Below are 3,540 nucleotides of genomic sequence, written 5' to 3'. Positions count from 1 at the left end.
GGCGGTAGCTCGGAGGGTCGTGGTTTTTCGCAGGACCGGGGCGGTAGCTCCCACGGCCGCGGTTATTCGCAGGATCGTGGGGGTAGTTCGCAGGGTCGTGGTTATTCGCAAGAGCGGGGCGGGTACTCCGGTGCGCGTGGTGGTGGCGAGCGATCCGGCTTCCGGGGTGGCGACGAGCGCGGTGGTTATGGGGCCGGGCGGGGGCGTCCGGCATCGAGCGGGCGCGGATTCGGAACGGATCGGGGCGGCTCGGGGACCAGCCGGGGCGGCTACCGTCCGGCGGATCCGGGCGCGCGGCCCGGGCGGGGTGAGAGTCGTTCGCTCGCAGGCAAACCCAGCATCGGCGGTGGTCGTCCGCTGACTCCCAAACCGGCGCCGAGCCGCAAGCCGAAACCGCAGCGCAAGCAGCCGACGGTGCTCAGCTTCGCCAAGCCCGCGCGGCACCAGAATGTCGAGCCGGAGGAGAACGGCCCGAAGAAGCTGCCCTGGGGCGAGGGCGAGCGGTTGCAGAAGGTGCTCGCCAAGGCGGGCGTGGCCTCGCGCCGCGCCGCCGAGGAACTGATCGAGCAGGGCCGCGTCGAGGTCGACGGCGCCATCGTCCGCGAGCAGGGCCTGCGCATCGATCCCGACACCGCGGTGGTCCGCGTCGACGGTGTGCGCATCGTGGTGCGCGACGAACAGGTCTACCTCGCGCTGAACAAGCCGAAGGGCTACCAGTCGACCATGTCCGACGAACTCGGCCGCCCCTGCGTGGGCGACATCGTCGCCGAGCGGGTCATGGCCGGGCAGCGCCTGTTCCACGTCGGCCGCCTCGACGCCGAAACCGAGGGCCTGCTGCTGCTCACCAACGACGGCGACTTGGCGCACCGGCTGATGCACCCGTCGTTCGAGGTCAGCAAGACCTACCTGGCGACCGTGCAGGGCGAGGTGCAACGTGGCATCGGCAAGCAACTGCGCGACGGCGTCGAACTCGACGATGGACCGGCGCGCGTCGACAAGTTCCAGGTGCTGGAGGTCGGCGAGGGCAAGTCGCTGGTCAAGGTGATTCTGCACGAGGGCCGCAAACATATCGTGCGCCGGTTGCTCGAGGCGGTCGGTCACCCGGTGACGGCGCTGGTGCGGACCAATATCGGCTCGGTCGCGCTCGGCGACCAGCGGCCCGGCACGCTGCGAGTGCTCGGCCGAGACGAAATCGGGAAGCTCTACGAGGCGGTGGCGTTGTGAACGGTGTGCAAGCAGGAGGAAGCGTCGTGGACGGTACGCGGATTCCGGACGAGCTGTCCCGGGCGACGCTGGTCGTCGCGATGGACGGCCCGTCGGGTACCGGCAAGTCGAGCGTGTCGCGCAAACTGGCCACTCGGATGGCCGCCCGTTACCTCGACACCGGCGCGATGTACCGGGTGGCGACCCTGCGCGTGCTGCGCGCCGATGTCGACCTGACCGATGCGGTGGCGATCGCGACTGCGGTGAAGGATCTGCCGCTGACCATCGGCACCGATCCCGCCCACGAGGTGATCGAGCTGGACGGCGAGGACGTCTCCGCCGAGATCCGCGGCAACGAGGTGACCAAGGCGGTGTCCGCGGTCTCGGCCGTGCCGGAGGTTCGCGAGCAGCTGGTCGCGTTGCAGCGCGAGATCGCCGTCGCCGCGGGGCGCATCGTCGTGGAGGGTCGCGACATCGGCACGGTCGTGCTGCCCGACGCCGATGCCAAGATCTACCTGACCGCCTCGGCCGAGGCTCGAGCGTTCCGGCGCAACCAGCAGAACATCGCGGAGGGCCGCGGCGACGACTACGAGGCGGTGCTGGCCGACGTGCAGCGCCGCGACAACCTGGACTCCACCCGCGCGGTCTCACCGCTGCGGCCGGCCGCCGACGCGGTGCTGGTCGACACCAGTGAACTTACTCGCGAACAGGTGATCGACGAGCTGTACCAGGTTGTGGCGCAACAAGTTTCAGCTGGAGGTGGACAATGACGCAGGAGACCTTCGCCACCGACGGTGTCTGGTCCGACGAAACCGATTGGGAGATCGCGGATCTCGACGGTGACGGAGAGGCGCACGAACAGCTGTCGATGCCGACGGTGGCGGTCGTGGGCCGTCCGAATGTCGGCAAATCGACACTGGTGAACCGGATTCTGGGCCGCCGTGAGGCCGTCGTGGAGGACGTGCCGGGCGTGACCCGCGACCGCATCTCCTACGAGGCCTCGTGGTCCGGCCGGAAGTTCCTGGTCCAGGACACCGGCGGCTGGGAGCCCGACGCCAAGGGGCTCCAGCAGTCCGTGGCGCGGCAGGCCGAGCTGGCGATGCAGACCGCGGACGCCATTCTGCTGGTGGTGGACGCGACCGTGGGCGCCACGGCGACCGACGCGGCGGTGGCAAAGGTGTTGCGCCGCTCCAAGACCCCGGTCATCCTCGTCGCCAACAAGGTGGACGGCGCGAAGCTGGAGGCGGAGGCGGCGGTGCTCTGGTCGCTCGGCCTGGGCGAGCCGCGGCTGGTGTCCGCGGCGCACGGCCGAGGCACCGGTGACCTGCTCGACGACCTGCTCGGAGTGCTGCCGGAGACACCGCGCGAGGACGGTGTCGCCGTGGCCGGGCCGCGGCGGGTCGCGCTGGTGGGCAAGCCGAACGTCGGCAAGTCCAGCCTGTTGAACAAGCTCGCGGGTGACGAGCGTTCGGTGGTGCACGACGTGGCCGGGACCACCGTCGACCCGGTCGATTCGCTGGTCGAATTGGGCGGCAAGCCATGGCGTTTCGTCGATACCGCGGGTTTGCGGCGCAAGGTGCTCAACGCCAGCGGCACCGAGTACTACGCCTCGCTGCGCACCAAGTCGGCCATCGAGGCGGCCGAGGTCGCCGTCATGCTGATCGACGCCTCGCAGCCGATCACCGAGCAGGACCTGCGGGTGATCAGCATGATCGCCGATGCGGGGCGGGCGCTGGTGATCGCCTACAACAAGTGGGATCTGGTCGACGAGGACCGGCGCTACCAACTCGAGCGCGAGGTGGACCGGGAGATGGTCCAGGTGCCGTGGGCGCAGCGCGTCAACATCTCGGCGCAGACCGGCCGCGCGGTGCAAAAGCTCGTTCCCGCAATGGAAACCGCACTGGAGTCGTGGGACAAGCGCATCCCCACCGGCCGCCTGAACTCCTGGCTCAAGGAAGTGGTCGCGGCCACCCCGCCCCCCATGCGCGGCGGCCGCCTACCCCGCGTGCTGTTCGCCACCCAGGCGACCACGCGCCCACCAACATTCGTCCTGTTCACCACCGGCTTCCTGGAGGCAGGCTACCGCCGCTTCCTGGAGCGCCGACTGCGCGAAGAATTCGGCTTCGACGGCTCCCCGGTACGCATCTCGATCCGAGTCCGAGAGAAGCGCGACCGCCGCAAGCGTTGAGCCATAACATATCTGGGCCCGGGGGGGGGGGGGGGGGGGGGGGGGGGGGGGGCCGGCCCCCCCCCCCCCCGCCCCGACAGACACAGCACAGCAGGGAGAGGGGGTAAGGGAGAGGACAGAATCCACCAAAAACAGAGAATCAACAGAGA

At 69.7% G+C, this 3,540-nt stretch carries 3 protein-coding genes; all 3 read left to right on the top strand.

Annotation, left to right across the window (positions count from 1 at the left end):
• Positions 1-1,224, top strand: a 1,224-nt coding sequence (locus tag QH470_RS09055; RefSeq protein ID WP_280271834.1) for a pseudouridine synthase, incomplete at its 5' end; no start/stop codon positions are given.
• Between the two features lie 80 nt (positions 1,225-1,304).
• Positions 1,305-1,973 carry a (d)CMP kinase gene (gene cmk, locus QH470_RS09050; protein WP_425302638.1) on the top strand — a complete coding sequence of 223 codons (669 nt, stop codon included), beginning with the start codon at positions 1,305-1,307 and terminating at the stop codon, positions 1,971-1,973.
• A complete protein-coding gene (der, locus tag QH470_RS09045) occupies positions 1,970-3,391 on the top strand; it encodes a ribosome biogenesis GTPase Der (protein WP_280271833.1) in 1,422 nt (473 codons plus the stop codon). The genes cmk and der overlap by 4 nt, the downstream gene beginning before the upstream one ends.
• Positions 3,392-3,540: the final 149 nt, after the last annotated feature.

It is taken from the genome of Nocardia wallacei, from assembly GCF_029868745.1.
GTDB lineage: Bacteria > Actinomycetota > Actinomycetes > Mycobacteriales > Mycobacteriaceae > Nocardia > Nocardia wallacei_B.
Note: the sequence above shows the minus strand (reverse complement) of the source record. Positions and strands in the feature narration are given on the sequence as shown.

Bases quoted from the DNA above. Each gene is read 5' to 3' on its own strand.
- cmk (WP_425302638.1), top strand. From the start codon at position 1,305: ATGGACGGCCCGTCGGGTACCGGCAAGTCGAGCGTGTCGCGCAAACTG.
- der (WP_280271833.1), top strand. From the start codon at position 1,970: ATGACGCAGGAGACCTTCGCCACCGACGGTGTCTGGTCCGACGAAACC.